This window comes from Phytoactinopolyspora limicola, assembly GCF_011320225.1.
In the GTDB taxonomy this organism is placed as follows: domain Bacteria; phylum Actinomycetota; class Actinomycetes; order Jiangellales; family Jiangellaceae; genus Phytoactinopolyspora; species Phytoactinopolyspora limicola.
This window is the reverse complement of the sequence record NZ_JAAOEN010000026.1, coordinates 1-26,844: the sequence shown is the minus strand read 5'-3', so window position 1 is coordinate 26,844 and position 26,844 is coordinate 1. Positions and strand designations below refer to the sequence as shown.

The window sequence follows — 26,844 nt, the reverse complement described above, 5'->3', positions numbered from 1 at the left end:
CAAAAGCCAATGATCATGGGGCCGGGGTGGGGAGGGCTGGGCGGGCTACGGAGCCCAGGGGCGCAGCGCTTCCCGGTTCGCCCTCTGGTCGTCGACGGCACGTCGCGGCGGATCCGCCGGCGACGGAACGACGTCCTGCTCGACGACGATCCACCCGTCGAACCCATCACCGGTCACCGCGTCCATGAACCCGGCAAGATCGAGGTCACCAGCGCCGAGCGCCACGAACGCCTGACGTTCCCACACCGCACGCATGCCGGCCCGTTCCCGCACCACCTGGTCGAGCACCTCGCGGCGCACGTCTTTCAGGTGCAGGTGGTTGATCCGGGTCCGCCACCGCTTCCAGCCCTCCACCGGGTCGCCCCCGCCGATGAGCAGGTGACCGGTGTCGAACGTCAGGTCGACGTCGGTGCGGTCCAGGAAGATGTCGATCTCGTCCGGCGTCTCCACATGGGTACATGCGTGGTGGTGGAACGTCGGTTTCAGTCCAGCCGCACGGACCCGGGCCGCCGCCCGCGCCACGTTGGTCGCCAGCCGTTCCCAGCCCGCGTCATCGAGCATCAGATCCGGGCCACCACCCGGGTTGGCCCGGCGGGCGTCGGAACCCATGTCCGCCAGGGTGGGCAGCGGCGGCCGGTCCGGGAACTCCTCGGCGGCCGCGACGAAGATCTTCAGCGCCTCGTCGAGCCCGTCGAGTGCGGCGTCGAACTCGTCATCGGCCGCGGTGAACGGTAGGTCGAGCCAACCACCGGCCAGGGCCAACCCGAACCGGCGCAGCCGCTCCCGGAGCACCTCGCCGGTGCCTAACCAGCCAACCGGGCCGAGGTCGATCCCGGTGTATCCCTGCTCTTGTAGCGGAGCGAGAATGGCTTCCGGCTCCGGGAAGTCCGCGCCGGTGGTCAGCTCGAAGATCCCGAAGCTGACCGGGGCATTCGCGATTCCTGTGATCGTCACGCTGCGGCCTCCACCGTCACTGGTTGGTCGGGAAGTGGTAGCTGGCGCCGACTGGGTTGTCCACGCGGGGCCAACGGGAGGTGATCACCTTGGCCCGGGTGTAGAACGACACACCCTCGGGGCCGTGGACGTGTTTGTCACCGAACAGGGAGTCTTTCCACCCGCCGAACGAGTAGTACGCCATAGGTACCGGAATGGGCACGTTGATGCCGATCATGCCGACCTGCACACCTCGCTGGAACCGGCGCGCGGTCTCCCCGCTGGAGGTGAACACGGCGGTACCGTTGCCGTACGGGTTGGCGTTGATCAGCGCGATCGCGTCGTCCACCGTGTCCACCCGGACGACGGACAGCACCGGCCCGAAGATCTCCTCGGTGTAGACGTCCATCTGCGGAGTCACCCGGTCGATGACGGTGGGACCAACCCAGAATCCGTTCTCGTGCCCGTCGACGGTATATCCTCGGCCATCCACGGCGAGGGTGGCTCCCTGGTCGGCGCCGGTGCCGATCAACCCGACGATCCGGTCGCGGGCAGCCGCCGTCACGACCGGGCCCATCTCGCTCCGCGGGTCGCGGCCGGGGCCGACGCGAACGTTGGCCGCCTTCGCCGCTACCGCGTCCACCAACCCGTCGCCCGCGTCACCCACGGTCACCGCGGCCGAGATCGCCATACACCGCTCCCCCGCCGAGCCGAACGCGGCGGCCACCATGTGCTCGGAGGCGTAGTCGACGTCGGCGTCGGGCATGACGATGGCGTGGTTCTTCGCGCCGCCCAACGCCTGGACCCGCTTGCCGTTGGCGCTGGCCCGCTGGTGGATGTACCGGGCGATCGGGGTGGAGCCGACGAACGACACGGCCGCGACGTCGTCGTGGTCGAGAATCGCGTCGACGGCCGTCTTGTCGCCATGGACGACGTTGAAGACGCCGTCGGGCAACCCGGCCTCCGCCCAGAGCTCGGCGACCAGCATCGACGCCGACGGGTCCCGTTCACTTGGTTTGAGCACGAAGGTGTTGCCGCAGGCGATGGCCACCGGATGCATCCACATCGGGACCATGACCGGGAAGTTGAACGGCGTGATCCCGGCGACTACACCCAGCGGCTCGCGGAAGCTGAACACGTCGACACCGGTGGACACCTGGTCGGAGTAGTCGCCTTTGAGCAAGTGCGGGATGCCACAGGCGAACTCGACGACCTCCAGGCCGCGCTGCACCTCACCGAGGGCGTCGGAGACCACCTTGCCGTGCTCGTCGGCGATGATCTCGGCCAGGTCCTGCGCGCGGGCGTCCACCAGCTGCCGGAAGCTGAAGAGGATCTTGGCTCGCTTCGACAGCGACGTCTGCGACCATCCCTCGAAGGCCGCACGAGCGGCAGCGACGGCGGTGGCCACGTCGGCGGATTCGGCCAGCAGTACCTCGGCCTGCTGTTGGCCGGTGGCCGGGTTCCACACCGGGCTGGTCCGGTTCGACGTTGCGGCGGTGGTCCGTCCGCCGATCCAGTGCTGGATGGTTGTCACGGTGTCCTCTTCCTATTTCAAGCTGGCTGCGGCAGGTGGGTCACAGGTAGTCGCGTTGAGCGGCTTTGCCTTGTTCGTAGGCGGTGCGTGCCGCACGGGTGGCGTCGAGTTCGGCCTCCTCGGCTACCGGTACGTCCCACCAGGACTCACTGTCCGGTGCGGAGACCAGCGGGTCGGTGTCGATATGCACCAACACCGGCCCCGTCGCTTCTCGTGCCTGACGGAGTGCGGCGCGGAACTCGTCGATGCCGCGGGCCCGATGCACCTCGACGCCGAGACTGGCGGCGTTGGCGGCGAGATCGACCGGCAGCCGGTCCCCTTCGAGGCGCCCGGTGGTGGTGTCGCGATACCGGTATTTGGTGCCGAATCGCTGGACACCAACCGTCTCGGAGAGTGCCCCGATGGATTGGAAGCCGTGGTTCTGCACCAGCACCACGATGATCTTGATACCTTCCTGAACGGCCGTGACCAGCTCCTGCGCCATCATCAGGTAGGAGCCGTCGCCCACCAGGACGTAGACGTCCCGGTCCGGGCTAGCCAGCTTCGCGCCGACCCCACCCGCGATCTCGTAGCCCATACAGGAGTACCCATACTCGACGTGGTAACCCTTCGGGTCGCGGGTGCGCCAGAGTCTGTGCAGGTCGCCGGGCATGGAACCAGCCGCACAGATCACCACGTCGCGCGGCCCGGAGAGGTCGTTCACCACGCCGATCACCTCGGACTGTGCCGGCAGCGGTTCGTGCCCCAACCGGTAGGCCCGCTCCACCGTGGTGTCCCAGTCGGCGGCCAGCGCCCGCGCCTGCTCGCGGTAGTCCGCGCCGGTGTCGTATCCCGCGAGGTCTCTGGTCAGCGCTACCAGCGTCTCCCGCGCGTCGGCCACCACCGGCACGCCGGCGTGTTTGGCCGCGTCGAACCCGGTGATGTTGACGTTGACGAAGCGCACGTCGGGATGCTGGAACGCGGTGCGGGAGGCCGTCGTGAAATCGCTGTACCGGGTGCCGATCCCGATGACGACGTCGGCGTCGCGGGCGATCCGGTTGGCCGCCGTCGTGCCCGTCGCCCCCACCGCCCCCAGTGCCAGCGGGTGATCGTACGGCAGCGAACCCTTGCCGGCCTGGGTCTCCCCCACCGGAATACCAGTGGCTTCCGCGAACTCCCGCAGGGCCTCGGATGCCTCGCTGTAGATGACGCCGCCGCCGGCGACGATCATCGGGGCCTGCGCGGACCGGATCATTTCGACGGCGCGGGCCAGCGCGGCTGGTTCCGGCACCGGCCGCGGCACATGCCATACGCGGCGCTCGAACAGCTCGACCGGCCAGTCGAAAGCCTCCGCCTGTACGTCTTGTGGCAACGCGATGGTGGCGGCCCCCGTTTCGGCCGGGTCGGTGAGCACCCGCATGGCGCCGATCAGGGCCGACGGTAGTTGTTCCGGGCGCCAGACGCGGTCGAAGAACCGGGACACCGGGCGGAACGTGTCGTTCACCGACACGTCGTAACCGGCCGGGCTCTCCAGTTCTTGCAGCACGGGATTGGCGACGCGGGTGGCGAAGACGTCGCCGGGAAGCAGCAGCACCGGCAGCCGGTTGATGGTGGCCAACGCGGCGCCGGTGACCATGTTCGTGGCGCCAGGTCCGATCGAGGCGGTACACGCCAGCGTGGAGAGGCGGTTGCGCATCCGGGCGAACGCGCTCGCGGCGTGCACCATACCTTGCTCGTTGCGGGCCTGCCGATAGGTGAGCGCGCCCGGGTCGTTGACCTCAGCCTCGAGCAGCGCCTGACCGAGTCCGGCGAGGTTGCCGTGGCCGAAGATACCGAAGCAGCCGTCGACGAACTTGTGCTCGACGCCGTCGCGTTCGGTGTACTGCTGGGCGAGGAAGCGGACCGTCGCCTGCCCGACCGTCAGCCGCACCGTCGTCGCCATCTCATCTCTCCTTCGTCCACACCCCATCCCATGATCGTTGGCTTTCGACTACCGGATCCGGTAGTCGAAAGCCAACGATCATGGGGAGGTGAGGGGTAGGCGGGGGTCCGGGTTTTGGTCCGGCCACTCGTCGCGGACCCAGGAGTGCGCGGGGTCGTCACAGATCAGCCACTCCCGCTTCTCACCAGGACCGGACATCACGTTCAGGTAGTACATGTGGTAGCCGGGCGCTGCCACCGACGGGCCATGCCAGCCATGCGGGATCAGCACGACGTCGCCGGTACGCACCTCCTCGAGCACGTCGATCGGCCGGCCGGGAGTCCCATAGACCCGGTGGAAGCCGAACCCCTGCCGATCCGTGGTGCCACGGCTGGCGGCCCCGTCCGCTCCAGGACCGTCGGAGATCTCGAAGTAGTAGATCTCCTCCAGTTCGGTTTCTTCACCCGGGCGGTGCTCATCATGTTTATGCGCCGGGTACGACGACCAGTTGCCCGCCGGAGTGATCACCTCGACCGCGATCAGCCGATCCGCCTCGAACACCCCGGCCGATCCGAAGTTGTTCACCTGGCGGGTGGCGTGACCAGCACCGCGGATCTCCACCGGGACGTCCTCAGCCGCCCGGTACCGCGCCGGCAGCCGGTTGGTGCACCGCGCCGCTGGCAGCGCGAACCGCCCGGGGCCAGGTCCCGTCGCCGTGATCGACACCCCGGCGTCGCGTGGCACGTATACCGAGTCCGTCACCCGGGCGAAGACGTTCTCCCGACCGTCGACGGTGAACTCCTCGCCGTCGCACACCACCGTGCACGATCCGGACAGCGGCAGCACGAACATCTCTTCGTCGCCGGTATCGAACGTGTGTGTCTCGCCGGCTACCAGCTCGACGATCCGCAACGACGAGTAGCCGAGCGGGCCGTCCGTGGCCGGCGACACCGCCAGCACGAACGGCCCGCCGACCGCATCCCCCGCCGGAAGAAAATGATCGTTGCGCGTCATCACATCCACCTCGAACCACACTCGCCGCTCACAACAAACTCACCGCGGTGTCCACCGCCCCAGCGACGTCACCGTCCGGCGGATACAGCAGGGTACGCCCCACCACCAGCCCCATCGCCGTCGGCAGCCGCAACACCTTCTCCCACTGCCGGAACGCGGCGTCGGGGTCGTCGGGGACCTCCCCGCCGAGCAGCACCGCCGGCAGCGTCGAAGCGGCCAGCACCCGCTCCATACCTTCGGGGTCGTCATCGACGACGGGCAGCTTCAGCCAGGTATAGGCCGACGTGGTGCCGAGCCCGGCCGCGACCGCGACCGACCGCACCACCGCGTCGGTGGACAGATCGTTGCGGACCCGGCCGTCCACTTTGTGCGAGATGAACGGCTCGACCAGGGCCACTCGTTGCCGCGCCGCCAGCTGCGACACCGCTGTGGCACATGCTTCCATCGTGGCGACGGTGGCTGGGTCCTCGGGGTCGATGCGCAGCAGCATCTTCCCCATCTCGAAACCCATCCGGTCGATGGTTTCGGCGTTGTATCCGGTGAAGCGGTCGTCGATCTCGAAGCAGGTGCCGGCTAGCCCGCCGCGGTTCATGGAGCCCACGACGACCTTCCGGTCCAGCGCCCCCAGCAGCAAGAGGTCTTCAAGGAGGTCCGCGGTACCCAACACTCCGTTGACCCCCGGCCTCGAGAGCGCGATCAACATCCGGTCGAGCAGGTCGGCGCGGTCGGCCATAGCCATCGCATCACTGCCGGCCCGTAGCGATCCACGCGCTGGATGGTCGGCCGCGATCACCATCAGCTTGCCGGACGGGCCCACGAGGCTGTCCGGGCGGATCCGCCGCGCGGCCGCCTCGGCGATCGCCCCCGGGCGGCCGGTCCGGGCCCGCACGATGGTCCGCAGCCGCCCATCACGGTCAGCGTCCGGTGCCTGCTGGCCCGCGGCGACCGGGTGGTCGTGTTCGATCATCTCACCCATCACGACGTAGCCCCTTTCAGGAGCGTCTCGACCTCGGCCGTGGTCGGCATCGCCGACGAACAAGCGATCTGAGACGCGACGATCGCACCTGCGACGTTGGCGAAGCGGATGGCACGCTCCAGGTCCCAGCCGGACAGCAACCCGTGGCACAGCGCGCCACCGAACGCGTCTCCGGCGCCCAGGCCGTTGACGACGTCGACCGGTGTTGGTGCGACTTCGTAGGTGCCGGTGGTGTCCTGGGCCAGTACCCCTTTGGGTCCCTGTTTGACGACGGCGACGTCGATGCCACGAGCTCGCAAGGCCGCCGCGGCGGCTCGGGGTTCGTCTTCGCCGACCGCGGTCAGGCACTCGTCGAGATTGCCCACGGCGACCGTGACGTGCGGGAGGGCCCGCTCGATCTGCTCTCGGGCCACCTCACGCGACACCCAGAACATCGGCCGGTAATCGAGATCGAGGATGGTGATGCCGGCGCGCCCCCGCGCCTCCAGAGCGGCAAGGGTGGCGCTGCGGCTGGGTTCCTCGGACAGCCCGGTGACGGTCACCCAGAACACCTCGGCGGCACGGATCGCGTCGTAATCGAGTTCGTCCGCGGCGATCCGCAGATCCGGCGCTGGAGTGCGCCCATAGAAGTAGAGCGGGAAATCGTCCGGTGGGAAGATCTCGCAGAACGTCACCGGCGTCATCAGGCCGGGAACGGCGGCAACCATCGAGTCGTCGACGCCGAACTCGCGCAGCGCCCGGTGCAGGAAACGACCGAAGGGGTCATCACCGGTCCGGGTGATGGTGCCTACCCGGCGGCCGTGGCGGGCGGCTGCGACGGCGACGTTGGTGGAGCTGCCGCCGAGGTATTTGCCGAAGGTCTCCACGTTTTCCAGGCCGACACCTACCTGTTGGGGGTAGACGTCGACACTGATGCGGCCCATGGTGAGGACCTCGTGAGGGCCGTTCATGGCGTCTGGTGGCGCTCCGCTCATCCGATCCGGACCTCCTCGATGCGCACCGGGCGGTGTTCGACGCGGGAGCGGGTGGCGGCCTCGGCGATGTAGAAACTCTCCAAGGCGTCGGCCACCGTGCAAGCACTCGGCCGGGTACCCGCGGCAACGTCGACGAACGCGTTGATCTCGGCCTGATACGCGGGCAAGAAGCGGGACCAGAACTCCCGGAACGGTTCTCCGGCCGGGAAGGTGACATCCGGTTCGGTTGAGACGAGTGCGGTGTGGTCGTCGAGACCCACGGCGTAGGTGCCCTCCGTTCCAGCCACCTCCATTCGCACGTCGTAACCGGCGCCGTTGTAGCGCGACCCCTGGAGCGTGACGACGGTGTCGTCGTCCAGCGTGAGCAGCGCCGCGGACTGATCGACGTCGCCGGACTCGGCGAACTCCGGCGCACCGCGCGCGGCGCCGATGGCATACACCTCGACCACCTCCCGCCCGGTGACCCACCGCAGAATGTCGAAGTCGTGCACGTGGCAGTCGCGGAAGATGCCGCCGGAGGTGGGGATGTATCCGGGTGGTGGCGGCTCGGCGTCGGCGGTCACCAGGTGCGCCCGGCGTAGCCCGCCGATCTTTCCGGTGCGGACGGCCTCACGCGCTGCCGCGTAGCCGGCGTCGAACCGGCGCTGAAAGCCGATCTGGTTCGGGATGCCGGCACGTCGCACCTCATCCAGCACACGTACCGTGCCGGCGATGTCCGGCGCCACCGGTTTCTCGCAGAAGGCCGGCAGCCCGCGCCGGGCCGCCGCGATCAGCAGCTCGGCGTGTGCCGCCGTGGCCGCCGCGATGACGACCGCGTCGACGTTTTCGTACGCCTGCTCCGGTGTCTCGACGGCGCGTACACCGAGGTCGGCAGCCACCTTGGCGGCCCGGGCGGCATCGGCATCTGCCAACACCAATTCGGTGACCTCCGGGTGGTCCCGGACCACCTGCGCATGGGACGCCCCGATGCGTCCAACACCCACCAACCCGATCCGCATGCTTCTACGCTCCTCATATCGGTCTGCCCTAGCCGGCCACAGGCGCACCGGCACCTCACCCACCCGCTGGGCCTCACCCGGTAACAACGGCTGACCAGGGTGGCCCTGGCCGCGAGGCTTGGTGCGAGTCTTGCTCGGGCAAACGTCACTCGTCAAGACTTTGTCCTGACATTCTTACGTCCTGTCCTAACCTACTATGCCTGCCGTGACATTGGGACCGTGAGGCACCCCTCGAACCGGCCCGTCCAGCCCACACCGAGCCAGCTCGCCGATTGGGAAACAGCCCCCGTTTCCTGGTAACCTTCTGCGGCGGCTGGCGTTACGCGCCAGCGGTCCCGCATAGCTCAATTGGCAGAGCATCTGACTGTTAATCAGAGGGTTCCTGGTTCGAGTCCAGGTGCGGGAGCTACACATTTGCGCAGTTCAGAGCCGAAGCAACGAAGTCGATCGTGGCGACCGTGCCACTATCGTGCCACTGAGTACACCGCCAGACGCGGTGTTCGTCGTCGGGACGAACACCGCGTCGCGCGGCGGGTGCCGACGCCACTCGGTCGAGACCACCCTCACCCGATCGGTAAAGCGCAACTGGCCGTCGTGCACGCATGGATCGTCCTGGCGTGACGCTTCCGTACCCCCGCCGCTGGAAGTCACCTAGGAACATGCCTCACCACGCTAAGCAGCACAGAACTTCCCGGCGAAGCGCTGCCTAGAGACCGCAGGACCTTCAGAGGCGGCTCATGCGGCGCGAACCCAGACATCCCCGCGATGCGTCTTTGTCCGTCTCTCAAGCAGTTCGCCAAGCTCCCCACCCTCGCCCCAACAGGCAAAGAGCACGGCCGGCCATCGGCCCATCACGCGCTGACGGACTCTGGCGGAACCGGCTGCGCGAGGGCATGAACCTCGTTCATGTCCACCTTGAGCAGCCGCGCCACGCGATAGCACCGCAGATGACCCACGTGAATCATTCGGCGAACAGTACGCGGGTGAACGTCCAGAAACTCTGCTGCGGCAGCGATCGACCCGAGGCGCGGTGTATATGCCTGCGGTGCCCGACGACGTTTTGGGGAATCACTGAGCGTCCCTGTTACCCGTGCCATAAGACCACGTCCCTCTTCTGGTTCGCACCTCCCACGCCAGCTCAAAAGGCACACGAGGCCAAAGCGGAGCGCGCGCCGTTGCCTAACCGCCGAAGGTGTCATCTAGCTTTAGGGAGCCCCTGCAACGCGCACAGCCACTCGCCAGGGCACGAAGTAGAAGATGAACCGAGCCCCCACGCTCGCTGGCCCCTGCGAGGCCGTCGGGGTCCGCGGCTTGCACAGTGGCGACGGCAACCGCCCGTGGTATGGGATTCCCATGGACGATCCCGCGTCCCGCTGTTCGATCGCGTGGGCATAGTTGGTTTCGAACCAGCGACCCCTGGTTTGTAAGACCACCTGACGGCGCCTCATACAACCACTACCAGCAACAACAGTCGCGTTGGCAGCTGCACGACATGCCTGTAGCCACCCTCGTTCACTCCATTTCGCACCACGACCGGCACCACGCCAGGCAATCGGGCGTGAGGGAAGTCGACGCCGCGCACAGTCAGGCAGGAAGGCTCACAAAGCTTGCCACCCGCCGAGCATCGGACGCCTGGACCGCCCGAGCAGGCTGGGCCGAAGGACCTATCCGTGTGCGCCCTTCCTTCCCGCCACCACTCCTCCGCAGAGATCAACACCATCGTGGCTGCCGACGACATCCGGCAATCCTCCGAAACCAACTGACTCTCGCCAGCCCGCGGACATGACAGGTCGTCAGTGAATGTCGACCTGGCCGCGGTGGGGTAGGTCGTTGATGTGTGGGCCGACGTGGATCGTGTACGGGCCGCATTCGGTGTGCCAGCCGTTGTCCCAGTGCGCGAAGGCCCGGGCCGGTACCTTGATGGTGACCGACTCCTCGGAGCCAGCACGGGCACGGACGACGGCGTATCCGGCTAGCCACCGCCGCGCGCGGTCGATCTCGGTCGTGTCGCGTGATAGGTACAGCTGGGCGACGTATTTGCCGTCACGGTGGCCGGTGTTGCGCACAGTGACGATGACGTCCAGGCTTTCGCCCGGGCGAATGGTCTGGGGTGCCTGCAGGTCGGTGATCTGCCACGTGGTGTAGCCCAGGCCGAAGCCGAACGGGTAGGCAGGCTCGGCACCGGACTTCAGCCACGCGCGGTATCCGACGTGGACACCGGCGTCGTCGTAGTCCGCGGCCCCGTCGGTCGCGGCGGTGGCGAGCAGCGGCACGTCGGCCTCGGCCGCTGGCCATGTGGTGGGCAGACGCCCACCGGGTTCAACAACGCCGAGAAGCACGTCGGCCAGCGCATGCCCGAACTCTTGCCCACCGAACCAGGTGAGCAGTACCGCGGCGACCTCATGCCGCCACGGCATGAGGACCGGCGCACCAGCGTTGACGACCACCACCGTGCGCGGGTTCGCGGCTGCCACCGCGTGGACGAGCTCGTCCTGACCTCCAGCGAGCGCCAGCGTCGTCCGGTCGTATCCTTCGCTCTCCTCGGCGTCGCTCGTGCCCACCACGACGACCGCGACATCAGCCTCACGGGCAGCCCGCACCGCCGCGGCGATCTCCTCCTGCGGTGTGCTGGTGGCGTGGTCGATGCCGATCGTGAGCGAGAATGGCCCTTCCGCTGTTCCACGGGCCCGCACGTCTAGACGGACCAGGAGCTCCACCGGCCGTCCTGCGGTCACCTCAATTGGGGTGCTGACCGGGCGCGGCAGCAGCGGACTATCCAGGCCAGCATTGTCAGCCCGGCCAAGGCCAGCTTCCAGAACGCCAGACCCGTCCACGGCAAGCTGGACAGGGTCCCTCGTGGCGACCCCGAGTTGGACCGTTCCGGTGTGCGGCGGCAGGTACCGGGTCCGAGCCTCGACACTGGCGACGTCCGGACGCGTGCGGATATTCAGTGCGGCGAGGTCGGCGCTGCGGCGGTTCTCGCTGAGCAGTTCCTCACCTTGGGCGTCGAGGAACCGGACCCTGATCCCGGGCTCGCCTGTCACCGGGTCAGACAGCGAGTCCAACGCCAGCGGCGCGATCTTGCCGTGCGCGACCGCCGCGCCGAGGGTCCAGCTGATCTGCGTTCCCGGGAGTGCCTGGCGAAGCCCCTCGAGTGGGGACACCACGTGGGCGGGTGCCACCCGGGCGCTTCCGCCGCCTTGAGAACGCGGCACCAGAGCGTGATTGCCGATCACGGCCACCGAGCCCAGCGTCGAGGCGTTCCAAGGCAGCTCGTTGTCGTTGTTGCGGACCAGCACCATGCCGTCGGCCGCGACCTCACGGGCCAGCTCCGCACCATCCACCGGCGGCGCCGACGAGGCCACCACCGGCTCGACACCATCAAGCACACCAACCCGCCCAGCCAGCCTGAGCAGCCGGATCACCTTCTCATCGACCGCGTCGTCGTTGACCCGCCCGGCTCGCACCGCGTCTAGCACCTGCAGGCCCCACCCTCGGTCCGGGCCGGGCATTCTCAGATCCATCCGTGCCCGTGCGGCCGGCTCGACGCTATACACTGCGCCCCAGTCCGAGACAACGACGCCGTCGAAGCCCCACTCCCCGCACAGCGGCTCCGCCAGCAGCGGGTTCTCCGTCATCGCGGCGCCGTTCACAAAGTTGTAGGCGGCCATCACCAGCCACGGCCGCTCGGTGATGACCGTGTCCTCGAACGCGGCCAGGTAGACCTCTCGCAGCACACGTTCCCCGGCGACCATGTTCACCGTCTTACGGTCGGTCTCGAACTCGTTGGCGACGTAATGCTTCGGGCACGCGCCGATCCCGTTGTCCTGCACACCCCGGACATAGCTCGCGCACAACCGCGAGGTCAGCAGCGGATCCTCGGAGAACGCCTCGAAATGGCGCCCGCCCAACGGGGTACGGTGAAGGTTGATCGTCGGGCCCAGCACCACGTGCGCGCCCTTTACCCGGGCCTCTGCCGCCAGGGCCGCGCCATACCGGTACGCCAACGCAGCATCCCAGGTCGCACCAAGGGCCGTCGCCGACGGCAGATTCACACTAGGGTCACGTTCATCCCAGAACGCCCCACGAACCCCCGACGGGCCATCGGACAACACCACCTGCCCCAGCCCCACCGCGGGCTCGACATGAAGACGCCACTTGTCGGCTCCGGTCAGCAGGCGGATCTTCTGCTCAAGCGTCAGCCTCTCAACACGTTCCCGCAGCTCCTCATCATCGATCGGCTCTGCTGGCGGTGTACCTAACTGCGTCATCACTCGAAACTCCAAACACTCGTGCTGATCAGGCCGGTCACGGCCTGGGTGAACACATCGCGCCGTCGCGGTTGTCGCACGGCCATCAGATGGGCCACGGGTCATCAGTGGTACGGGATGTCGTGGCGGTCAAGGATGGCGGTGAATGCATGTGTCGCCACGCGGAACAGGTCCGGTCCGCTGTAGCCGCCGTAGCGTTCGCCAGCTTTCAGGTGCGGCTCCAGGGAGAAGAACCCGCCGAACCCATCCGCTAGCAGCGCGACAACGGTCGCGGCCACCTCACCGTCACCTTCCCCCGCAGGCACCACCGTTCTATCGACCATCAGCGCATCCTTGATCTGGACGTAGTCGATGTGCGGCCGCAGAAGGTCGTACCCCTCGGCGTGTGGGCGTATCCCACACTGGACGAAGTTCGCGGCACCCCGTTCCCACTTGGAGCGCAACAGGCTGGTCAATTTCGGGATGCAAGGTAAAGGTCGCATGTTCGGTAGAGCCGTTCGGAAGCCGGACTTCCGCTTCATAGTCTCCGAAGAAGCCCCGGAAGTGAGCTTCTCCATTCTCAATCGAGGTGGTGGTGTCGGTTGACCAGCGTCGCCGGATCAACTCCGTGAGCACATCGTAGGCGGGTTTCGGCGAAAGGTCTCGTCGCAGTAGTCCGCCCACTTCGGAGAAACTGTGGCGGTCGGTCAGATCCCACCAGTTCAACGCTTTGACCTCAGGACGAGAGAACATATAGGTGTAGAACGCCTCGACATCGCGGGCTTGGCGGTCTTCATCGGCAAACGTGTTATCGCCATCAGTCTTGAACGTGATCTCGGTGATGTGGATCGGCAGCCCGAACTCGCTGAACGCGTCCAGCCCACGGACTAGGCGTTCGGCCACACCGTTCAGTTTGCCTAGGTGGGCTTGGAGGCCAATTACATCTGGAGGGGCTCCGGCATCGAATGCCCGTTTTAGGAGTTCGACCGAGAGTGGCATCTTCTGCGCGCTGAACGCTTCTGAGCCGCTGATGTTCAGCGTCAGCGGTCCACGTGGGGCTTGTGCTCTCGCATAGCTGAACGCTCGGTGAACCGCTGCCAAGGCACCCCGGTGGGGGGTGGCCGAGGGGTTCGTTTACGCAGTCCCAAATGTCAACCACGCAGTCGAACCGAGCGAGGAGGGTCTGGATCCGTCGTTCCGCCCATGGCCAGTAGGCGGCCTCATCTATGCGCGTCAACCATGGTGGGAGGAGCCTGCGGTTGTGAAATATTAGCGGGTGCCCTTTCACAGTGAGCCCGTGCGTTCTTGCCCATCTAATGATCGACGCAGGTCGGCAAAGCCTAAACATGCCCGGCGTAGGAGAGAGGCTTCCCTCGTAAACCGGGACCACCGCGAGATTGAACACCCGCGTAAACAACTCGGAGTACACCAGATCGTCAGTAGCGCGTTGGGGTTCATATTCTGCTCCGTGCTGCTGAACCCGCCGGTTTATCGCCGCATCCGCGATCTTGCCCGCCACCTCGTGAGGTAATCCGCTCACCCTCGCACCACTCACCGCAGCATCCGCGCCGTTCTGGTCTGGGTTGTCGCCCTCGGGCACCAGGGCCATCTTTCCCAGGCCGAACGCGTTGGCGCCGAACATGAAGCCATGACGTTGGATGGTCACTCTGACCTCGCCTCGCTCCACTGGCCCTGCTGGCGTCTGTACCGTCAACACGCAATCGGCCACTCGGTGTTTCTCGATCTCGATTCCTGATCGGGAAAGGTCACCGAATCCGCTCAGATCCGCCTTCTCGGCACGTGTCATCGCGCTCTGCCATCGGCAACGGGGATCGATCGCGCCGCGACAATGGGTGATGATCCGTCTGTCGGCAACTCTGGCCAACTAATCACTTGTCCTCGCGTCTGGAGTCGTTCCTGTAGTTTGGGGATGTCAAGGTCTTGCACGTCATGGTCTTCTTGTACGCAGTGCGCGGCGGCGACGCCGCTGGATTCGCCGAGGACACTGAATACGGGTTCCATCCGGGTCGCAGCGTAGGCGACGTGGGTCGCGGACAACGAGACCGGAACCAGGAGGTTGACGCACTCGTCTCGCTGGGGAGTGATCGCGCGGTATGGAACTTGAAAAGGGCGGCCCGTCCCGTTAGAGCCACCTATGAACATATTGCCCTCAGTGGCCACACCTATCTGCGGCGAGTCGTAGTCTGAGCCGCGGCACGCGTAGCGGCGCACCGGGTACACGTCGACTCCGTACAGCGCCAACCCAACGGAGTCGTCGACAGTAAATTGGTCGGTCACGTCCTGGTGCGTGAGGGTGTAGCGGCCACGCATGCGACGGGCTACTCGCACATACAGCTGATGCGGCCACCCCTCCGTATCCGGGTACATCGCCCGATCCAACCCTAGCTCGGCCGTGCGAACGCGAAAGAACTCCGGTACACGCAGGTCGGTGCTCATGAAGTAATGCAGACCGCGCAGGTACTCGATGTGGTGCCGCCAGATCGCCGAGCGTTCATCCCAGCCGGCGTCTTGGTAGTGGCGGCTCTCCCCTAGCGGAGCGATGGTCACCAACGACGCGCGCTGATAGTTGTAGTCCCCTTCGTTCAACCACCCAGGGAAGATCCCAACTAGGCGCCGAGCCAGCTCATCCTGGTCGTCGCCGTGTTCTTGAACCAGGTGCTGCACGTACCGCCCAACCAGCTCATATTCCTCGCACCGGTACCGCCGCGGACGACCAAACGGCACCCGGCGGCGCGCGTCAGTCGTCACTGAGAACCGAAAATTGTACGCCTGGGTGTATCCATCGGCCGAACCTTGAGCCAGTCCGTGATCAGGGTCAACGCCAACCAACAACCCGCTCTCCGGCTGACCGGGATCCAGGTACGGGTCGATGGGGGTCCAGTTCGTTGGCTCGCCCACACCTGCCAGAGGCTCGCCAAACGCATCAGTGCTCTCCCGCCCAACTCGGTAGCTCACGCCTGATTGCGCCATCAAGTCACCTTCGTAGGATGCATCGATGAAGATCTTTGCCTCCACCACGTGGGAGCCCTCCGAGCTAAACCCGGGTGCGGGCACTCCACATCCATCGAACGGAGCATGACCAAACCGCACCGTGCCGATCCGCGCGGCCTCCGCTTGTACCTCCTGCACCCGGTGATCAAACAACACCGGCACTCCCTCGCGGTCCAACCAAGCCGCAAACCCCTTCCGGGCCCGTGGCGGCCAATCGCCAAAGCCGAACACCACGTTTCGGGTCATACCCCCCACCGCGTCGGGCATCGGACAATCCTGCGCCGGACCCAACCCCGCCCCCAACATCCCACCCAACCACCGGCTCGGCTCCACCAAGACCACAGATGCGCCTTCCTGGCGCGCCGCCACCGCGGCCGCGCACCCCGCTGGCGTCCCTCCGTAGATACAGACATCGACCCTGCGCAACACCGCTCAACCCGTTCCATCTCGACATCATCAGCACACGTTTCATGCCTTTCCGTCGATCATCACCCTCCCGACCCCGGCCAACCATGGAGCAGCAGCCTCAGACATGGACACATCGCTCAGATCGCGTGATTGACGGCGTCGAGGCGTGGCATGTGCACACTCCAACGCCTCGTCTTGCGGTGTTCGTACATCTCAATCAGCCATAGTCAGCCGGATCGTCGTGCAGGCGGTTCAGAACGAACGAACTCGTTCGCAGACCTTGCCTCGGCTCACAGCGATGAAATTCACGGCAGGTCGATCAGGTCGGAGATGGACACGGGTTGTCCGGTGGCGAAGGAGCGGTTGGCGGCCGCTCCGGTGAGCATGGCGTAGGCGCCGTCGGTGTGCTTAGCGGCGCGGCCCAGCGGGTCCGGCTCGGGGCGCTCACCGAAGATATCGGCCAGCAGCCGGCGGTCGCCGCCGCCGTGCCCGCCGCCGCCCTCCTCGTCGATCTCCACCGGCTGCGGCGGCTCCCAGTGTGGCCGCAGCGTCATCCGGGTGCGGTCAATCGCCTCGTTTCCGGGCTGATCGACACCCGCAGCGTTGGGATCGATGACGCCACCAGAGACATAGGACCGCTCCACCACGTCGAGCTCGAGCCGCCCCTTCGTGCCGTTGAACCCGACCCGGTAGCCCTCCCACGGCGAGTATGCCGTCAGGTGGTAAGTGAGCGTGGCCCCGGTGTCATACCGGGCGAGCACCGCCATGTCGTCCTCGATGCTGATCCCGTCGGTGAACACATTACGGTCGCGCAGGTAGCCGTCCTCATGCTCGGCATCCAGGTACAGGCCCTTCAGCTCCGGCGACTCGGCCAGATCGATCGCCCACGGATTCGTCACCAGATCGTCGCTGCCGTGGCTGCGGTAGCTACGGACCGCCTCGCCGCGCGCCTGGGCGTTGTCCCAACCGTAGAAATGCAGCCCCCCGAAACCGAACACCGTCTCCGGTACCGCACCCAGCCACCAATTCACCAGATCGAAGTGGTGGCTGGACTTGTGGATCATCAACCCGCCGGAGTTGCGCTTGTCCCGATGCCACCGACGGAAGTAGTCCGCCCCGTGCCGGGTGTCCAGCAGCCACTCGAAATGCACCGACACCACGTCACCGATCGCGCCGGAGGCGATGACCTCACGGACCTTGCTGTTACGCGGCGCGTACCGGTAGTTGAACGTCACCGTCACCGCCCGGCCAGTGTCGGCCTGGGCGTCCAGGATCCGCTGACACTTCACCTCATCCGTGGTGAGCGGCTTCTCGGTGATCACATCCCGGCCAGACCGCATCGCCGCCACGATGTAATGATCATGCGTACGGTCCACCGACGTCACGATCACCGCGTCCGCGCGCTGCTCATCCAGCATCCGAGCGAACTCCGCCGCGTCATAGGTCGGCACCGGGCCGACGTGAAACTCGTCAGCGAACCACTTGTTCTGGACATCCATCCTGTTCTGGTTCACATCACACAAACCCACCAACTCGCCGTCATCCCGGTGATCCGCCAGCAACGCCCGCGTATACATCCGCGACCGCGAACCCAAACCCACCACCACATACCGCTTCCTAGCCATCCTCATGCTCCTTGCATCGAGATAGTCCGATCTACTGATTGCTCGGATCTGCCTTCTGTTCGTTTCTTGCCAGCGGCTCTGTCGCCGGGGTAGGTCACGCTCGCGGAAACACACGAAACGAGACGACGTGAACTCGCGGTGCGCCGTTTGTGGCTTCAACGACCAGACGTAGACGGCCGGTCGTGACCGCCTGGTCGAGCTTCACGACACGTTTGCGTCGACGATTGCCTCTGACCTCGACCAGCGTGGTCCATCCGCCGCCGATCCTGGCTTCGATCCGGAAGTCACGCACGAGCGTGGGCAGGATCCGTTCCGGCGTGTAGTGGTGATGAAGATTGATCAGATCCTCATGGACATCGTCATCGAAAATGATCTCCACAGCACCAACCACGACAGGACGCTGCCAGGTGAGTTGAAGCCACGGCCGATCATCGCGCGACAGCGGCTCGGACACCCACATCTGCGGCCCACCATACGGACGCGCATACCCACCGACAACCATTTGGGGCGTGTATGCGCTGGTGTCCGAATCAAGCCGGAAACACGCTGTCTCCCGGCCCAGGGTGTTGCGCCATTCCAACAACGGCTGTGGATAATCCGCCTCCGGTGGTTCGGTACGGGTGAAACACAGCACGCCCGGAGTACGGCCGGTTTCAGTGTGGACGGTGACAGCGGGATTGGCCCTGACGACAACGAACGCGTTTCGCGGTGTGCTGGGGTGCCATGGCAGATCAAACCGGACCCACTCGTCCGCGCATGGCTGCACCGTCGTCGTCGACGCGATCAACGTGTGGGGCACGTAGTTCTGCGGTTTCGCCGTGTCGTAGATGTCGACGGTGACCTCGGTCTGTTCGTCGGCGTCGAGGAGCAGGTCGATGCCGCTGAGCGCCGGATCGACAGGGACGATGAGACCCAGATCGGCCTCCAGCAAGTGGCGCCCGTCGGGCTCGTCGACTGTCAGTCGGGCCATTGTGCTAGAGGCTGACGCCATTGCGGATCGGGCCAGATCTGTGGGATCGGTGTTCGCCAATCCGAGGACTGCGGCGTCGTGACGCAGTAGCGTCTGGCGGAGTTCCTCGACGTGATTCTGCGCCAAGCTCCTGGGGTTGACCTGTTTATCGACGCAGAGCGCGGCTGCTGTGCCCGCGGCCTCGCCGACCACGGCACACGTAGCCATCACTCGCGTGCTACCGAACGCGACATGGCTGGCGCTGATGTTCCGCCCAGCAAAGAACAGGTTAGAAACGTTAGCGGAATACAGGCACCGCAGCGGAATATGATAGCTGCCGTCGATATGCCACTTCTTCGCACCGGGCTCCGTGGCATACATTCCGCCCGGAGGGTGCAGGTCGATTGACCAGCCACCGAAGCCTACAGCGTCAGAGAAGTCGTACTGGCCGACAACGTCTTGCTGCGTCAGCGTGTAATCGCCGATAAATCGCCGATACTCGCGCTTGCCTGGCACAGCGCCGACCCATTCCAGGGTGAGATTTTCCGCGTCATCGAACCGGCCGGAGTTCTTGATGTAGTCCCAGACTCCGTAGATTGCGGCCCAGAGCTCGTCCCGGATCGCTTCGTTGTCGTGGACCGTGTCCAGCTCACCACCGAACTCGATCCACCAGTAGAAACACCCGTTGCTGCCGGTCCGAATGATGCGCTGTTCCGGGATCGGCGTGGCCGTAATATCCCGGGCGAAACTAGGTGGAACGTAAGGCACCGGATGGCCGACGTCCTTGGTGTAGAAGAGGATCGTCGAGCCCAACGTCAGATCGTCGGCGACGTCTGGAGCCCAGAGCTCGCCGTACTCGGAACGGGCCTCCCGCCCGATCCGGTACCGCGCGCCAGCCAGGCACCCCACCAGCCCGTCACCGGTGCAGTCGAGGAACATCGAGCCACGGAATGTGGTCAAGCGTTCCGAACCCATCGTCCACCCGACAACTGCATCAATCGATCTGGCATCTTCGGGCCCAGACGCGACGACCTCTCGCACATCCGTGTTCAAAAAAAGCTGGATATTCGGCTCGGAACGCACCGCCTCCAGCACGACGAGATCCCAGTAGTACGGGTTTCCATCCGGATTACGGTACTGATTCTCCACCAACAATTCACCGATGATTCCGGTCTCTCGCGCGTATCGGTGCTTTCCGTGTGCGGTCGCGCCGACCACCCAGACACGAACCTCGCTGGACGAATTCCCCCCGAGAACCGGTCGGTTCGTAATCAACACAACAGACCGACCCATCCGAGCGGCGGCAACCGCAGCGCAAACACCAGCAAGACCACCTCCCACGACCACGACATCAGTAGAAATCTCATCAACATGCACGGTGTCCCCCAGCGCCATCATGTCGCCTCCGCACGTAATCGCACGCCATGCGTGCCAGCATCCACAGCCAACGCGGCACCGGTCACGGATGCGGCCGCTGGACTCGCCAGATAGACGATCGCCGAGGCCACCTGCTCCGCGCTCACTGTGACCCCGGGCGATTGACGAGCCTGTAGCGCGGTGCGCTCGATATCACGGTCCCCTGCCCCATCCACCTGCCGGTGCGCCCAAAATGCATCCACTGGGGCCGGGTTTACGCAGTTCACTCGGATCCCTTCACTCAGATAATCGGCGGCCATCGCCTTAGTCAACGCCAGCACCGCACCCATACTCGCGCTGTACAACGCACTCTGTGGCAGCCCGACTGTCGCGGCAATTGAGCAGACATTGACGATCGCCGGCCGACCCGAGCGGCGCAGGTGCGGCAACGCCGCACGGGTCACTCGGGCAATTCCGACGACATTCACGTCCAATACCCGATGCCACTCGGCATCGTTGTTGTCCTCTACCGTGCCTGCTGCACCGACACCAGCGTTGTTCACCAACACGTCCACGCCGTCTAACCGGTCGGCGACGCCGTCAATGGCGCGCCGCACCGACGCGTCGTTACTCACGTCACACCTAACGCCGTACAGACCAGCCGGCAAGACGCCCACGTCGCGGTCGAACACCGCCACCTGCGCTCCTCCGCGCGCCAACAGTTGAGCCGTAGCCAAGCCAATACCCGACGCACCGCCCGTCACAACGACCGAAACTCCAGCGAGGTCATTACCGCTTTCCACCACAGCCCTCCAGGCATAGTTCGAACAACTAGAACAGAATCAAATAGTCGACACTCACGTCAGTGCGCCGATCTCCGCGCGTATGCTGTCGGGGAGTGCGACGACGTTGGTCGCGGGGGCGGTGAACAGGTCGGCGAATGCGGACTGGATCTCGGGTGTCACTCCGATCACCTGCCGGTCGGCGCATCGCTGTTCCTGCCCACCGGTGCAGGCTGGGCAGGTGCTGCAGCCGATGACGGGGTTCACGGTGACGAGCGTGCCGGGGTGCAGCCCGGAAGAGGTGGGCACGCCGGGGCCGAGGGTCTCGATGCGGCCGACGGTTTCGTGGCCCATGATCTGGCCAGGGAAGCGGCGACCGTTCTTGCCGGTGTAGCCGTGGATGTCCGAGCCGCAGATCCCGGTGGCGATCACCCGGATCAGCACCTCGCCCTCGCCCGGGGCGGGTTCGGGGATTTCGGTGACGGCGAGGTCCCATGCCCCGTTGAACACTAGTGCTCGCATGCGTGTCACACCTCGCTGAGGATGTCGGCGGCCATGACGGGGTTGCCGGCGGTGAGCCCGCCGTCGATCATGATGGTGGTGCCGGTGATCCAGGATGCTTGATCGGAGGTGACGAATCCGGCGAGGTGGGCGATGTCGTCGGGCTGTCCGAGGCGCCCGGCGGGGTACCAGCGGGTGAGCCGCTCCAGCACGCCGGGGTCGCGTTCGATGCGGGCGTCCCATGCCCCGGGTGTGACGACGGTGCCGACCCCGAGCCCGACCGCGCGGACACCGTCGGGGCCGTACCGGACGGCGATGCTGCGGGTGAGTGAGTCCAGGCCGGCTTTCGCGGCGCTGTAGGCCTCGTTGCCGACATAGACCTGGGCGTTGACCGAGGAGATGTTGAGGATCACCCCGTTCCCGCGTTCGCGCATGCCGGGCAGCACCGCGCGGGCACACAGGTACGGACCACGCAGGGTGGTGGCGACCTGTTCGTCCCACTGTTGCGGGGTGGTGGCGAGCAGGTCCTCGTCGTAGGCGAACGCCGCATTGTTGACCATCACATCGATGCTCCCCCAAGCCGCATAAACGTCGGTGAAGAGCCGGTCGACGTCGTCGGCGTCGGAGATGTCCGCGGCGTGGTGACTGACCCGTACGTCGCCGTCGCTGTCGATGTCGTCGCGGAGCTCGGCGGCGAGCTTCGCGACAATCGCCTCGGTGCGGCCGACCAGCGCCACCCGGGCACCGGCCGTGGCGTACCAGCGGCTCAACACTGAACCGATCCCTCCGGCGGCGCCGGTGATCACCACAGTCTTCGATGTCCAGTCAGTCATAGCCCTCTCCTCACGGTCCCTTCACTCGTGCGCTAGAAGCAGGTGCGGATCGCTTCGATCACCCGATGCTCGTGGTCGACGACGGGGATCGCGCGCCACTTGTCGAACGTGGTGCACGGGTGCGACACCCCGAGTGCGACCAGGTCACCCACCTGCAGCGTCCCGGGGGTGGTGGTGTGGACGAAGCCGTGCTGGTCGTTGAAGTGATCGACCACGACCACGTCGTCCACCACCGAGCCACGGTTGGTGGCATTGTTGATGTCGGTGACGTGCCCGTCGCGGCGGCGTGCCAGCACCGTGGGCATCCCGGTGTCGCTGGAGATGTCCCGTTTGCCCGCGTCGATGATCACCAGGTGCGGTTGGGGGGTGGAGATCACCCTGGACCACACCCGCATCGCCGGGCGCAGCCCGTCCGGGCCGCCCAGCGGTGTGTTCGCGTGGTAGATGCCGTGATCGTGGGTGAGGTAACAGCCCGAGCGGATCACCACCTCCACCGGCAGGTGATACCCCACGCCGCCACTGGCCGGGGTGAGCTGATCGGCGACCAGGTCGAAGAACATGCTCCCACCGGCCGACAGCAGCACCGGCGCACCGGACCGGAACGCCCGCCGGGTCATCAACTCCTGAGCCGTGGTCCTGATCGTGGCCAGGAACGCCCGGACCTGGGTCAGGGTGGCGGGATCGCGTGCCCCGCCGATCACACCTTCGAACCCGGCCACCCCGGCCAGCTCCAGGCCCGGCGCGCTCGCGATCGCCTCACCGACCGCCACCGCCGACGCGACGTCGCGGGCGCCGGCGCGTCCACCCGGGACGCCGACCTCCACCAGCACCGGCAACGCCCGCCCGCCATCGATCTGGTTCACGATCAGCGTCATCTGGCGCACCGCCGCGGAGGAATCAGCGAACACGAACAACTCCAGACCGGGGTCGTCGCGCATCCGCTCCACAATCCAGCCCAGCCCGGGCGGATCGAGGCATTCGTTCGCGATGATCACCCGCCGCGCCCCCATGGTGACCATGGCGCGCGCCTGCCACGCCGTCGCGGCGGTCATCCCCCACGCCCCGTGAGCGAGTTGGCGGGTGATCAGCTCCGGGGACATCGTCGTCTTGCCGTGCGGGGCGAGGCGCACCCCACGCTCGGCGCAGAAGCGGCGCATCGTGTCCAGGTTGTGCTCCAACGCCGAGGCATCCAGCACCGCGATCGGGGTGCTGAAGTCGTCGAACAGGTCCCACCCGGCGGTGTGGACCTGCGCGGCGTGCACCCCGTCCGCGGAAGGTGGGAAGCTCTTGCACCGCCAGTCGATCACCCACCCATCCGCGCTCGCAGACCGTCGGTTCGCATCTGCTGTCTGGTTGACGGCGACCTGCCCGTTCACGCCGATCGGCTGGGTCACGACGTTTCAGTCGTGTCGGCCACAGCGACGACGTCGATCTCGACCAGGATGTTCAGCAGGTCCGAGCCGACCGTGGTGCGCACCGGGCGAGTGCCGGTGAACCGGCGCGCGTAGACCTCGTTGAACGGGGCGAAGTGCTCATGCAGATGCTGCAAATGCGCGGTCACCTTCACCACGTCGCCGAGCCCAAGCCCGGCCGCCTTCAACGCTCGCTCGACGTTGTCGATGGTGACCTCGGTCTGCGCCTCGATCCCCTCCGGGACCTCCCCCGTGGCCGGGTCGAACGGGCCAAACCCGGCCGTCCACACGGTGCCTCCCGCGCGGGCGACATGACTGTACGGGCCGGCCGGCTCCGGCAAATTCTCGCTGATGATGAACTCAGGCACTACTGATCCCCTTCGTGCGTCGCATGTATCGGACACGCGATTGGCCGATGATTCCTCTTGTTGATGGTTCTTCTCAGTCGCCCCATGACAGGGCCCGTCCCGCCAACTGCGGCGTGAGCTCGCCGGAGTGCAGGACGCGTTGACCGTTGACCCACACCTCGTCGATCCCCACTGCCAGCCGGGCCGGGTCCGGGTAGGTCGCGGTGTCCTGCACCAGGCCCGGGTCCACCAGCACGACGTCCGCCGCCGCGCCCGGGCGCAGCACACCCCGCCTCGCCAGGCCGAACCGGCGCGCCGGATGCCCAGCCAGGTGCAGGCTCGCCTCGCCCCACGTCCAATCGCCCAGGTCTCGGGTGTGCAGCGCGAGGTAGCGGGCGAAGGTGCCCCAGGCCCGCGGGTGCGGGTGACCGCCCAGGAAGATCCCGTCCGAGCCGCCCATGTGTGCCTCGTGCCGCAGCAGGGCCCGCACATCTGCGTCGGTGTTGGTCGGAGGCTGGCAGAACACCGCCGTCGCCGCCGCGCCGGTCGCCCGCAGCAACGCGATGGCGAACTCCCCCGGGCCCATCCCCGCCTTCGCCGCGGCCTCCGTCACCGACAGGCCCTCGACGTCGGTGAACTCCACCGCGGGTGCGCCCGCGATCACGGCACGGTCGAACACGTCCCCAACCTTGGGAAACCAGTCGGTGAGCAGCCGGCTCACCACACCGGCATCGCCGAGCTGGTCCACCAGAACCCTGGGCGGCAGCGCGAGCAGATCCGCGGGCAGCAGCGGCACCGTCAACAGGGTGAATCCCCGCAGGTACGGGTAGGAGTCGAAGGTGAGGTCAACACCGTCCTCGCGGGCCTGGTCGACCAGGTCCACGAGCATGTTCGACGGGCCGTGGAAATGTGACACGTGCACCGCCGCCCCGGACCGGGTCGCGATGGTGTGGACCTCGCCCATCCCGATCCACGCATCGGCCTCATACCCGCGCATATGCGTCACACACGGCCGGCCCGCAGCCGCCAGCGCCCCACCGATGAGGGTGAACTCATCCACATCCCCATACAGGCCAGGCACGTAATGCAACCCGGTCGACAACCCGACCGCGCCCTCGCCCAGACCATCCTCGACCCGGCGCACCAACCCTCGCAGCTGATCACCATCCAGCTCCGGCTGCAGACCGGCGACGTCGTAGCGCAGCGTGCCATGCGGCAGCAGATGCGCCGTATTCACCCGCGCCCGCCCATCCAGCCCGGCCCGATACTCCGCCAGCGACAACCCATCCCGCCACGACACCTCGGCCGGACCGTTGATTCCCGCGAAGTACTCCCCCGCCCACTGCACCGCCGCAGCACCACCGGGCGCGAAGGAAACCCCGTCCTGCCCGGTCACCACCGTCGTGACACCCTGGCGCAACAACGCCAGCTGCACGTCGTCGTCGAGGACCCGCACATCCGCGTGCGAATGCGCGTCGACGAATCCCGGCATCACCAGCCGCCCAGCAGCGTCGACAACCTCCCCCGCCGACACCTCGGCCAGCTGCCCGAACGCCGACACCGCACCACCAGTGATGCCGACATCAGCCCGCCACGGCGGCGCCCCCGTCCCGTCCACCACCAGCCCACCGTGGATCACCACATCGAAGTTCATCCGATCCCCCCGGTGATCGAGCGGATCTCGTCCACCGCGCCCACCAGGGTGCGCAACGGGGTGCGGTAGGCGATGGCGCTGACACTCACCGCGCCGCTGGGCACCGACGGTGAGCCCAGCCACACCGGCACCGCGACACACGCGACGCCGTCCTCGTTCTCCTCGTCATCGACCGCATACCCGCGTTCCCGGATCCGGGTCAGCTCCGCCACGAACGCGTCGGCACGGGTGATCGTGTTCGCGGTGCGCCGCGGCAGGTCCCCGCCCGCATGCACCCAAACCCGCACCGCCTCATCCGACCCCAACGCGTGGGACAGCAGCAGCTTGCCTACCCCGGTGCAATGCGCAGGGTTACGGCCCCCGATCTCTGAGGTCAGCTTCACCGCGCCCGTAGGTGGGTCCACCTTCGCCCGGTACACGATCTCCCGCCTGTCCAGCACCGCGTAATGCGCGGTCTCCCCGAACCTCGACGCCAGCGCCTGCAGCACCGGGCGGATGCGCACATGCTCCGGGCGCTGCTCATGGTGGGCGAAGGCCAACCGCAGGAACTCATCCCCCAGCACGTACCGCCCCCGCTCATCCTGACGGGCGAACCCGACCTTGCGCAGCGCCCCCAAGGCGCGGTGAATAGTCGGCTTCGACCCACCCACCGCCCGAGATACCTCGTCCAACGTCGCGCCGTCCGCATGCCCGGCAAGCTCCCGCAACACCACCAGCACCCGCTCGGCGCCGACCACCCGCTCCGCACCCTCGCCCGGCTCGCCGGGGTGACCGGCAGCCCCACCGTGCCCCGCCGGGCCGCTCATCGCTGACCCACCGGGCGGACCCGCAACCCCTGCATCCCGCCATCCATCGCCAGCGCCGTCCCGGTCACCGAACCCGCCGCTGGGCTTGCCAGATACACGATCGGCTCCGCCACCTCATTCGCGGTGACCAGCCGCCCCAACGGCTGACGCGCGTCCAGAGCGGCCCGCTCGGCCGCCGGATCCTCCGCCGCGTCTAGCAACCGCTGCACCCACGGCGTGTCCGCCGTGCCCGGATTCACACAGTTCACCCGGATCCCCTCGCCCACGTGGTCAGCGGCCATCGCCAACGTCAACGCCGCGACCGCGCCTTTGCTCGCGCTGTACAGGGCCCGGTTCACCAAGTCAGCCACGAAACCCTCTATGCGTGGATCTACTCACCAGTCCAACGTGGGCTGGCCCTGTGGCAATACCTGGCACGTGGACAGCGCAAACGTCGCAAGCGAGGACCCGCCCGCAAGGTCCGCCGAGCACCCCAGATCCGCTATCGGATCCCGATCCACCAGCGCCCCGCGGTGATCGAGGACCGAGCCGAGTTCGGTCATTGGGAGGCCGACAGCGTGCTTGGCGCCAGCGGCACCGG

At 66.7% G+C, this 26,844-nt stretch carries 21 protein-coding genes, 1 tRNA gene and 3 pseudogenes; 2 read left to right on the top strand and 23 right to left on the bottom strand.

What is annotated here, in order from left to right:
• Window positions 1-45 precede the first annotated feature (45 nt).
• The 7 genes from G8760_RS28400 to G8760_RS28370 form a co-directional block, all read right to left on the bottom strand.
• Complete coding sequence (locus G8760_RS28400; RefSeq protein ID WP_207782831.1) at window positions 46-954, bottom strand: sugar phosphate isomerase/epimerase family protein; 909 nt, start codon at window positions 952-954, stop codon at window positions 46-48.
• 16 nt (window positions 955-970) lie between these two features.
• The gene (locus G8760_RS28395; RefSeq protein ID WP_166356179.1) at window positions 971-2,467 is read right to left on the bottom strand and encodes a CoA-acylating methylmalonate-semialdehyde dehydrogenase; all 1,497 of its coding nucleotides are present in this window, start codon (window positions 2,465-2,467) and stop codon (window positions 971-973) included.
• 40 nt (window positions 2,468-2,507) lie between these two features.
• Window positions 2,508-4,388, bottom strand: a complete 1,881-nt coding sequence (iolD, locus tag G8760_RS28390; protein ID WP_166356178.1) for a 3D-(3,5/4)-trihydroxycyclohexane-1,2-dione acylhydrolase (decyclizing) — start codon at window positions 4,386-4,388, stop codon at window positions 2,508-2,510.
• Window positions 4,389-4,466: 78 nt separating this feature from the next.
• Entirely contained in the window at window positions 4,467-5,381 is a 915-nt protein-coding gene (iolB, locus tag G8760_RS28385; RefSeq protein ID WP_166356177.1) for a 5-deoxy-glucuronate isomerase, read from the bottom strand.
• A 28-nt stretch (window positions 5,382-5,409) separates the two neighbouring features.
• On the bottom strand, window positions 5,410-6,348 hold the full coding sequence (locus tag G8760_RS28380) for a Cgl0159 family (beta/alpha)8-fold protein (protein WP_425502410.1): 939 nt from the start codon (window positions 6,346-6,348) through the stop codon (window positions 5,410-5,412).
• An 8-nt stretch (window positions 6,349-6,356) separates the two neighbouring features.
• Window positions 6,357-7,331, bottom strand: a complete 975-nt coding sequence (gene iolC, locus G8760_RS28375; protein WP_246222716.1) for a 5-dehydro-2-deoxygluconokinase — start codon at window positions 7,329-7,331, stop codon at window positions 6,357-6,359.
• Complete coding sequence (locus G8760_RS28370; RefSeq protein WP_166356176.1) at window positions 7,328-8,329, bottom strand: Gfo/Idh/MocA family protein; 1,002 nt, start codon at window positions 8,327-8,329, stop codon at window positions 7,328-7,330. The genes iolC and G8760_RS28370 overlap by 4 nt, the downstream gene beginning before the upstream one ends.
• Window positions 8,330-8,662: 333 nt before the next feature.
• On the opposite strand from G8760_RS28370, the gene G8760_RS28365 reads away from it, so the two are divergent.
• A tRNA-Asn gene (locus G8760_RS28365) sits at window positions 8,663-8,735 on the top strand.
• Window positions 8,736-9,180: 445 nt separating this feature from the next.
• Here the strand turns inward: G8760_RS28365 and G8760_RS31040 are convergent.
• The 16 genes and pseudogenes from G8760_RS31040 to G8760_RS28285 all read right to left on the bottom strand — a co-directional run.
• Window positions 9,181-9,426, bottom strand: a complete 246-nt coding sequence (locus G8760_RS31040; RefSeq protein WP_166356175.1) for an excisionase family DNA-binding protein — start codon at window positions 9,424-9,426, stop codon at window positions 9,181-9,183.
• 696 nt (window positions 9,427-10,122) lie between these two features.
• Entirely contained in the window at window positions 10,123-12,600 is a 2,478-nt protein-coding gene (locus tag G8760_RS28355) for a glycoside hydrolase family 3 C-terminal domain-containing protein (RefSeq protein WP_166356174.1), read from the bottom strand.
• Window positions 12,601-12,704: 104 nt separating this feature from the next.
• Window positions 12,705-12,923: a hypothetical protein gene (locus tag G8760_RS28350; protein ID WP_207782830.1), complete on the bottom strand. Its 219-nt coding sequence runs from the start codon at window positions 12,921-12,923 to the stop codon at window positions 12,705-12,707.
• A complete protein-coding gene (locus G8760_RS30685; protein WP_166356173.1) occupies window positions 12,913-13,680 on the bottom strand; it encodes an endo-1,4-beta-xylanase in 768 nt (255 codons plus the stop codon). The genes G8760_RS28350 and G8760_RS30685 overlap by 11 nt, the downstream gene beginning before the upstream one ends.
• Before the next feature lie 34 nt (window positions 13,681-13,714).
• Window positions 13,715-14,188 (bottom strand): annotated as a pseudogene (locus G8760_RS31265) (endo-1,4-beta-xylanase); the annotation flags it as partial.
• A gap of 194 nt (window positions 14,189-14,382) precedes the next feature.
• Window positions 14,383-16,020 carry an FAD-dependent oxidoreductase gene (locus tag G8760_RS28335; RefSeq protein ID WP_166356172.1) on the bottom strand — a complete coding sequence of 546 codons (1,638 nt, stop codon included), beginning with the start codon at window positions 16,018-16,020 and terminating at the stop codon, window positions 14,383-14,385.
• A 284-nt stretch (window positions 16,021-16,304) separates the two neighbouring features.
• Entirely contained in the window at window positions 16,305-17,624 is a 1,320-nt protein-coding gene (locus G8760_RS28330; protein WP_166356171.1) for a Gfo/Idh/MocA family protein, read from the bottom strand.
• Window positions 17,625-17,718: 94 nt separating this feature from the next.
• Complete coding sequence (locus G8760_RS28325; protein WP_166356170.1) at window positions 17,719-19,968, bottom strand: FAD-dependent oxidoreductase; 2,250 nt, start codon at window positions 19,966-19,968, stop codon at window positions 17,719-17,721.
• Window positions 19,968-20,732: an SDR family oxidoreductase gene (locus G8760_RS28320; RefSeq protein ID WP_166356169.1), complete on the bottom strand. Its 765-nt coding sequence runs from the start codon at window positions 20,730-20,732 to the stop codon at window positions 19,968-19,970. Before G8760_RS28320 ends, G8760_RS28325 begins: the two co-directional genes overlap by 1 nt.
• A gap of 54 nt (window positions 20,733-20,786) precedes the next feature.
• Entirely contained in the window at window positions 20,787-21,233 is a 447-nt protein-coding gene (locus G8760_RS28315) for a zinc-dependent alcohol dehydrogenase (RefSeq protein WP_166356168.1), read from the bottom strand.
• Window positions 21,234-21,238: 5 nt separating this feature from the next.
• Entirely contained in the window at window positions 21,239-22,045 is an 807-nt protein-coding gene (locus G8760_RS28310; RefSeq protein ID WP_166356167.1) for an SDR family NAD(P)-dependent oxidoreductase, read from the bottom strand.
• Between the two features lie 32 nt (window positions 22,046-22,077).
• Window positions 22,078-23,352, bottom strand: a complete 1,275-nt coding sequence (locus tag G8760_RS28305) for an alanine racemase (RefSeq protein ID WP_166356166.1) — start codon at window positions 23,350-23,352, stop codon at window positions 22,078-22,080.
• An 83-nt stretch (window positions 23,353-23,435) separates the two neighbouring features.
• Window positions 23,436-23,825 carry a RidA family protein gene (locus G8760_RS28300; RefSeq protein ID WP_207782828.1) on the bottom strand — a complete coding sequence of 130 codons (390 nt, stop codon included), beginning with the start codon at window positions 23,823-23,825 and terminating at the stop codon, window positions 23,436-23,438.
• A gap of 73 nt (window positions 23,826-23,898) precedes the next feature.
• Entirely contained in the window at window positions 23,899-25,458 is a 1,560-nt protein-coding gene (locus G8760_RS28295; RefSeq protein WP_166356164.1) for an N-acyl-D-amino-acid deacylase family protein, read from the bottom strand.
• Window positions 25,455-26,264 carry an IclR family transcriptional regulator gene (locus G8760_RS28290; protein WP_166356163.1) on the bottom strand — a complete coding sequence of 270 codons (810 nt, stop codon included), beginning with the start codon at window positions 26,262-26,264 and terminating at the stop codon, window positions 25,455-25,457. Before G8760_RS28290 ends, G8760_RS28295 begins: the two co-directional genes overlap by 4 nt.
• Window positions 26,261-26,611 (bottom strand): annotated as a pseudogene (locus G8760_RS28285) (SDR family oxidoreductase); the annotation flags it as partial. The gene G8760_RS28290 and the pseudogene G8760_RS28285, both read right to left, overlap by 4 nt.
• Here G8760_RS28285 and G8760_RS31260 point away from each other — a divergent pair.
• Window positions 26,603-26,844: pseudogene (locus tag G8760_RS31260) on the top strand (IS30 family transposase); the annotation flags it as partial. The pseudogenes G8760_RS28285 and G8760_RS31260 overlap by 9 nt on opposite strands.

What these genes read in the sequence shown, in the direction of transcription:
- G8760_RS28325 (WP_166356170.1), bottom strand. Translation starts at nt 19,968, where the DNA reads ATGGCGCTGGGGGACACCGTGCATGTTGATGAGATTTCTACTGATGTC.
- G8760_RS28350 (WP_207782830.1), bottom strand. Translation starts at nt 12,923, where the DNA reads ATGGTCGATAGAACGGTGGTGCCTGCGGGGGAAGGTGACGGTGAGGTG.
- iolC (WP_246222716.1), bottom strand. Translation starts at nt 7,331, where the DNA reads ATGAGCGGAGCGCCACCAGACGCCATGAACGGCCCTCACGAGGTCCTC.
- G8760_RS28315 (WP_166356168.1), bottom strand. Translation starts at nt 21,233, where the DNA reads ATGCGAGCACTAGTGTTCAACGGGGCATGGGACCTCGCCGTCACCGAA.
- G8760_RS28355 (WP_166356174.1), bottom strand. Translation starts at nt 12,600, where the DNA reads ATGACGCAGTTAGGTACACCGCCAGCAGAGCCGATCGATGATGAGGAG.
- iolB (WP_166356177.1), bottom strand. Translation starts at nt 5,381, where the DNA reads ATGACGCGCAACGATCATTTTCTTCCGGCGGGGGATGCGGTCGGCGGG.
- iolD (WP_166356178.1), bottom strand. Translation starts at nt 4,388, where the DNA reads ATGGCGACGACGGTGCGGCTGACGGTCGGGCAGGCGACGGTCCGCTTC.
- G8760_RS28295 (WP_166356164.1), bottom strand. Translation starts at nt 25,458, where the DNA reads ATGAACTTCGATGTGGTGATCCACGGTGGGCTGGTGGTGGACGGGACG.
- G8760_RS28310 (WP_166356167.1), bottom strand. Translation starts at nt 22,045, where the DNA reads ATGACTGACTGGACATCGAAGACTGTGGTGATCACCGGCGCCGCCGGA.
- G8760_RS28290 (WP_166356163.1), bottom strand. Translation starts at nt 26,264, where the DNA reads ATGAGCGGCCCGGCGGGGCACGGTGGGGCTGCCGGTCACCCCGGCGAG.
- G8760_RS28370 (WP_166356176.1), bottom strand. Translation starts at nt 8,329, where the DNA reads ATGCGGATCGGGTTGGTGGGTGTTGGACGCATCGGGGCGTCCCATGCG.
- G8760_RS28380 (WP_425502410.1), bottom strand. Translation starts at nt 6,348, where the DNA reads ATGATCGAACACGACCACCCGGTCGCCGCGGGCCAGCAGGCACCGGAC.
- G8760_RS28330 (WP_166356171.1), bottom strand. Translation starts at nt 17,624, where the DNA reads ATGGCTAGGAAGCGGTATGTGGTGGTGGGTTTGGGTTCGCGGTCGCGG.
- G8760_RS31040 (WP_166356175.1), bottom strand. Translation starts at nt 9,426, where the DNA reads ATGGCACGGGTAACAGGGACGCTCAGTGATTCCCCAAAACGTCGTCGG.